This is a genomic window from Bartonella sp. TT110JLCBS (assembly GCF_042193405.1).
Taxonomy (GTDB): domain Bacteria; phylum Pseudomonadota; class Alphaproteobacteria; order Rhizobiales; family Rhizobiaceae; genus Bartonella.
The window spans coordinates 1-6,090 of record NZ_JBHILT010000037.1; the positions used below are offsets into that span (position 1 = coordinate 1).

3 protein-coding genes and 1 pseudogene are annotated in these 6,090 nt (G+C 33.6%); all 4 read right to left on the reverse strand.

Annotation, left to right across the window (positions count from 1 at the left end; all coding sequences use genetic code 11):
- Positions 1-278: 278 nt before the first annotated feature.
- The 4 genes and pseudogenes from ACFILW_RS08565 to ACFILW_RS08580 all read right to left on the reverse strand — a co-directional run bounded on the left by ACFILW_RS08565 (position 279) and on the right by ACFILW_RS08580 (position 6,043).
- The gene (locus ACFILW_RS08565) at positions 279-968 is read right to left on the reverse strand and encodes a hypothetical protein (protein ID WP_375685556.1); all 690 of its coding nucleotides are present in this window, start codon (positions 966-968) and stop codon (positions 279-281) included.
- Between the two features lie 82 nt (positions 969-1,050).
- Positions 1,051-1,821, reverse strand: coding sequence for a hypothetical protein (locus ACFILW_RS08570; protein WP_375637493.1), 771 nt, complete (start codon positions 1,819-1,821; stop codon positions 1,051-1,053).
- Positions 1,822-3,395: 1,574 nt separating this feature from the next.
- A pseudogene (locus tag ACFILW_RS08575) lies at positions 3,396-3,851 on the reverse strand (type ISP restriction/modification enzyme); the annotation flags it as partial.
- 584 nt (positions 3,852-4,435) lie between these two features.
- Positions 4,436-6,043: a YfjI family protein gene (locus ACFILW_RS08580; protein ID WP_375685557.1), complete on the reverse strand. Its 1,608-nt coding sequence runs from the start codon at positions 6,041-6,043 to the stop codon at positions 4,436-4,438.
- Between the last annotated feature and the right edge of the window lie 47 nt (positions 6,044-6,090).

Consider the following 6,090-nt stretch of genomic DNA (forward strand, 5'->3'; position numbering starts at 1 on the left):
ACCCAGCAATTACCATCATGGGATAGGTTAACTTCCTTTTCAATAAAGCCGCCTAAAGACCCCGCCTGTACATCATCAAAATCTTTTAAAGCTTTAATGCGATAAAGGCTTATAATATTTCGAGTAAGAGCATGTTTGATTTTTTTGATTTCACTGGTTAATTCGTATTTTTTGCACATAGAGATACCCTCACAATTTAATGTGATAAACATTTGATAAAATTTGAAATGGAAAAATTGGGTTGGAAAGCAGGCGCCCCCGCCGCGCCCGCGCATTATTTACGCAGCGTTATTTTCAATAATCTTTACAACGGTATCGTTTTCATAAATTTCACAATCTTCAGGAATTCTATATGCATAATAAAAGTTTTGTTTGACATATGAATAACCATCTCTTTTTAACCTTGCATTGCCATGTACCAAACCTCTAATGGTGTGATAACCAGTCACTTTTGCATTCCCATAAACAGAACCATAGACCTTAACATACCCACCCACGCTAGCATTGCCATAAACCTTGCCATAAATTTTTGAAGAGCTACTTACAACAGCATGATCATAAACCTCAGCCTTGCTATAAATGCGTGCACTTCCTGTTAATTTTGCATTCCCATAAACCCTTGCATATTGATAAACCCACACCTTATCAGAAAGATGCGCATTATCATAAACATGAGCTCCAAAATACACGCGGGTTTTATCATATACATGCGCATTGCCATAAACAAAACCACCAATGGCAGCATTGCCATATATCTTTGCATTTTCATAAACACGACCAGATTTTACAACACAAGCATTATCATAAACCCAGCAATTGCCATCATGAGAAAGGTTATCTTCCTTTTCAATAAAGCCCTCTAAAGTACCTGCTTTAACATCAGCAAAGTCTTTTAATGCTTTAATGCGATAAAGGGTATGATTATTAATTACACGCGTTTCATTTGTGAGTGCAAACTTCTTTTGCATGAGCACAATTCCTTTATAGAGATTTAAATTTTTAAATGAGATGTTTAAAGGAGGGCGCCCCCGCACCGCCCGCGCGTGTCATTTACGCAGCATCACTTTCATATTCGCTGTCATTATCATCGTCATAATACCCTTCAAAATCAGCATAATACTCATGACGATAATAATCATCTTCGCTCCCAAACTCAGGATATGCATCATCACAGATATCTTCATTAGCTGTTAAAGAGGCATTGCTATGAATATATGAAGAACCAGAGATAAGAGCATCACAAATAACGGCATCATCAAAAACACGTGATTCATCACAAATGTAAGCAGAGCCACTTATTTTTGCATTGCCTCCGACATGGGCATCATCACAAATGACAGCATTATCGGAAATATGAGCATGATCAGTGACACGGGCGTTATCATAAATTTGTGCATTGCCTTCAATTACAACGGCGTTGTTAGCATGCGCATTACCAGACAGCTTTGCATTGTCCTTTAATGTCATACCTTCAAAAATAGCATTCCCATAAATTTGAGCATTACCATAGACATCAACAAAAAAGCTTTTTACTTTAGCATTTCCAAAGACGCGTGCATTTTGAAAGACCCGAGCTTTATTATACACCCAGCAATTACCTTCATGAGAGAGATTATCTTCACTTTCAATATACCCCCCTAAATCGCCTTTTTTGACATCATCAAAATCTCTTAAGGCTCTAATTCGAGTTAAGAAATGACCATCGATATATTCACAATCATCAATAAATTCGTATTTTTTTGCAGGCTCTTGTTGATTAACAGACGCGGTTTCATTCGCAATATTAGAGATAATGGGGGTGTTTTTTGAGATATTTGTCATAATTAAAACCTACATGATTTAGTGTTTTCAATTGACAGCCTATAAAGGCGCCGGGTGTTGAAAACACGGCATGTAGTCCGTTGTTATGCCTTCCTCATAAGAGTATTGTATAGCATAACCACACCCGACAAAATCATCATATATGCTAATTAGAGCATAAAAGATAGCCAGTTTTATAATAGGATTAGGTTTATCGCAACCTTTTCGCTACATGTTTAGTGTTTTCATCACTTGGTTATTTATATAACAAAATACGTATTTATTGTCAAATAATATTCTATCTTTTTTGATATTTTTTCTTATTTTTTAAATACGTTATGTATTGATAATATCTTATGCTTATTAATTGCTTCTTTTATATTTATGTGCTTTTAAAGCTATATTACGGGCTTTGTGAAACGATTGCGTATTTTCTGAATCTATACATTTATAATATTTTAGAAACGCTCTCATTATGCGTATTTTAAACTTTATAACCTATCAATTTTGTCACTAAATGGCTTTTAAGATTTCTGTTAATTTCTTTTAATAACACATTTTAGACTTAACAGCCTTTATAGGGACTGTCTTTATAACAAATGCTTTCATTTGCATATGAGTATTCAAGTTTACTGTTTTTACGCTTTCTCTATAGCTGTTATGTTCTTTATAGCCATGGCATCATTTTTCAGTTTCATAAGAGAAATGATAAATAGGATATATGATAATTGTGATTTATAGACCATTATGAAAACACTTATGAAAACATCTCAATAGAAACTGATCATTATAGAGATGAGCAAAATCCCTTTTAATAAACTTTTGTCATTTTTGTCAGTTCTTTTTAGAACCTATATCATTTTTTTTAAATGAGAGAAAATTAAAATCATTATATTTCAATAAGTTAAGTTTTATGAATTTTTCAAAATACAACTTATTAAAACAGCCATAACAAATAAATACAACTGTAAATATATATTTGTCAGTTTATGTCAGTACATTGAATCGACAAAAGTGATCATTTAGTGAATGATTAAAACATGTCTTATGAGAGTATGTGATCTTTTAAAGCCTTTCAAAAGAAAGGGATTATAATCATAATAAATGCTATCAAGACCATTATGGTTATGAGTTTTGGAGGTGCTTTTTACGCCCCCCTTTACATATTTTTCAATAAAAAATAAAAGTCATTATATTTCAATATGTTATTTTTTATCAATTTTTCAAAAAACAACCTATATCAATAGTACAACCTATAAATTCAACTAATGCTCTATGTTTTGTAAGGGTTTTGGGGGGGTAGAAACATTCAAAACCTATAAGTAATATAAGAAAATGAATATACATAACCCTCTTTAAATAAAGCTTCTGATAACAATAAAGCTATCATTTTAGATTACGGTTTAATCTTTTAAAGGCAATGTAAATAAGAGTATCTAAAAGTGCAAGTTTCTTCTTTTTAAATAACGTATGATAAATTATCCTTTTAAAGATTGTATGTCAGCAATTTATAAAAGGGATATAAGAACCTATAGGTATAAAACCTTATACCCCTTATGAGTTTATCATACCCATTATGTGAGCATGCTTTTAAGTTATTCAGTTTCTCTTATTTCCAATTTTGGTAGGTTCTTAACAATTTTCATTGTCTCTAAACTTACGGTAATAACCCTCTGAAATAACTCTAGAGGGTAGGCAGGGTTGCCAATGGTTTCAACAGCATAACGATTGGCATCATTAACAATGCCACTCTTTTTATCAGTCTTAACACATTGACGCCCCATAACCCATTCAAGAGCGGATTTACCATTAACGATATACTCACAAGCGTCAAGAGGGATATCTGTTATTGTGATATTGTTATTATAAATAACAGTGGTTTTATCTTTCTCTTTACCTGTTTTTGCGAATTTCATTTCAGTCACGTAATAGAATTTTTCTGGATTAGAGATCTCTGTAACTTTTGGATTACCTTTTTTAAAGGTTACGGGATAAGGTTTTACAGTTTCATAATTCACGTGCAAATGATCCAGTTCACGCCCTGTTACAACAGAGCTCCGTTTTCGTATAAGGGGTTTAAGTCTCTTCAAAAGAATTAAAATGAAGCTTATTAAATCCATTTTGAACGAATTGAGAAAAAATGCAGAAAAATGCTAAAAAAGCCGATAATTTTTTCAAAAGAGTTTTTTAAATGCTGTTTATCCACAGCCCATGAGAGAGATCAGATCAGCAAAATAGTGAAATTTGCTGTTTATTTTATGGAAAAAGACAAATGAAGCATGTGCTTTTAAAATATCATAATGATTATTTTGATAGATTTTATGAGTCACTAAAATAATCTAGTTTGTTAGTTCAATTTACAGACACAAACTGACAAATATATATTATTGATTGTATTTAAGGTTGTATTGTCGATATAGGTTGTATCGTTAAAATACTAACCTATTGAAATATAATGTTTTTAATTTTCTCTCATTTAAAAAAAATAATATAGGAGCTAGAATGAACTGACAAGACTGACAAAACTCTTCTGATAAGGTCCTCAGATCATTTGCTTTTGGAAAAAAGTTCCTTGATGAGAATGCCATAAAAAGAGTTTTGCGTGGTTGTCTTAAAGACTTCAAAAGAGATTTCTTTATTGTTTTATGCTGTTGTTTTTAACCAAAGGATGCCATTCATACCGTCTATCAGGACGCCGACCTAATTCATTCCCCTCTATAGGAAATTCACGAATATAGTTACAACGACATAAAAGCTCTAAAGCTTGCTTAACGGCTCCATTGTCTTTTAAAGATCTCCAACACCGTCTATAGATATCTCTTGCCGTAAAAACATTGGGTAAAAGATCACAGCGCTCTACAATTAATTTTGCACGCTCTGCTGTTAATGTATCATTCGCCGCATAAAGACGTTTTGCATGACTTATCAGATATTCTTCCCAATATAAGGCTCTCTCAAGGGCATCTCTATTGATTTCAAAACGCCCCCCTTCACTCAATTCAAAAATCAATGCAAGGGTTGGTATGGTTTTATTCATTTTCAAAAGATGCGCTTGTAAACTTGATGAGAAATGACCTCCTTTGATTGTTCTTTGAAAATTTTCCCACCATACACGAAACATTTCTTGAGCTTCAGCAGAAAAGCGTATGGTAATAGGGTGTTTTGGTGATCCTAATGGTTTATCATAAAGAGAACGAAAAATTCCTTGATAACTTTCCCATGCCTTTTGATTGGGAGGTCTATCAACCCATAACCGCTCTTTTCGTTCATCGGGCCACACCAGCATTTGAAATCGTTGCAATAAGCCGTCATTATTTGTTCCATGGTGCATTGCTTGAATAATGGGAATAATCCGTGAAGGTTGAATGCCCCCAATAATGGAAATGGTTGCATTGGGAATAAAAATGGTTCCACGTCCTATACGGTCATAGGTGTATGATTTTTTGCCATTAAAAGCTGTTAGATAAAAAGAACGGTCTGATTGATATTCCTTCCGTTCCAAATCGGATAAAAAACCAGATAATTCATCACGAACCAACAATAAATCACGGGGGTTTTCTTTTAACAATTCCCCAAGCTTTTCGACGGTCACATCGTTGACAATAAGACGTCGTTTATTAAGCGTGTCATCTTCCTCACTTTCTTTATGTTCAAGAGATTGAGAAAGAAGAGCAAGGGCTTGTTCCTCGTCTTGATCTTTGAGTGCTTTGTAGGCTTGTTTTTTCTTTTCTCTTTTGTCTAATTCAATAAGAATATCTTTTGTTTCTTGCTGTTTTTTCTTCTTTAACCATTCTTGATGCCATTCCTCTTGAAAAACATCAAGAGGTGCTAAAGCAGCTTCCATGGTATCTGTTTTCATAGTTGAAGGTTCCCCCACAATGGCACCCCAGAGATTAGGAACAATTTTCCAATTGGCATGTTGTTTTGGAGAAACTCGCACGCCATTTCCAATGACAGCAGACAATCCACATAAAGTAGAAACAGCAACAAAATCGATAGAAGATTGTTGAATATCAGCAACGTCATAAACATAGTTTATTAATGGTGTTGGAAGCAGGAATATTTTAAAAGGCTCGACGGGTAAGAGAGCCGTAGCAATCGGTTGTAATTGCCCCCAACCATTTTGTTGCAAGGCTTGTTCATAAGAAATGGCTTTTAAACAAGTATTTTCGTTTAAAGAGACATTATCGTTATCATTGATGGGAGTATTTTCATTATTGTTTTGTAAATTACTATCTTTCATAGTTTCCCTCTTTTAAGAAAGTAATACGTTATTAAAATCAGTTCCTT

What these genes read in the sequence shown, in the direction of transcription:
- ACFILW_RS08580 (WP_375685557.1), bottom strand. Translation starts at nt 6,043, where the DNA reads ATGAAAGATAGTAATTTACAAAACAATAATGAAAATACTCCCATCAAT.
- ACFILW_RS08570 (WP_375637493.1), bottom strand. Translation starts at nt 1,821, where the DNA reads ATGACAAATATCTCAAAAAACACCCCCATTATCTCTAATATTGCGAAT.
- ACFILW_RS08565 (WP_375685556.1), bottom strand. Translation starts at nt 968, where the DNA reads ATGCAAAAGAAGTTTGCACTCACAAATGAAACGCGTGTAATTAATAAT.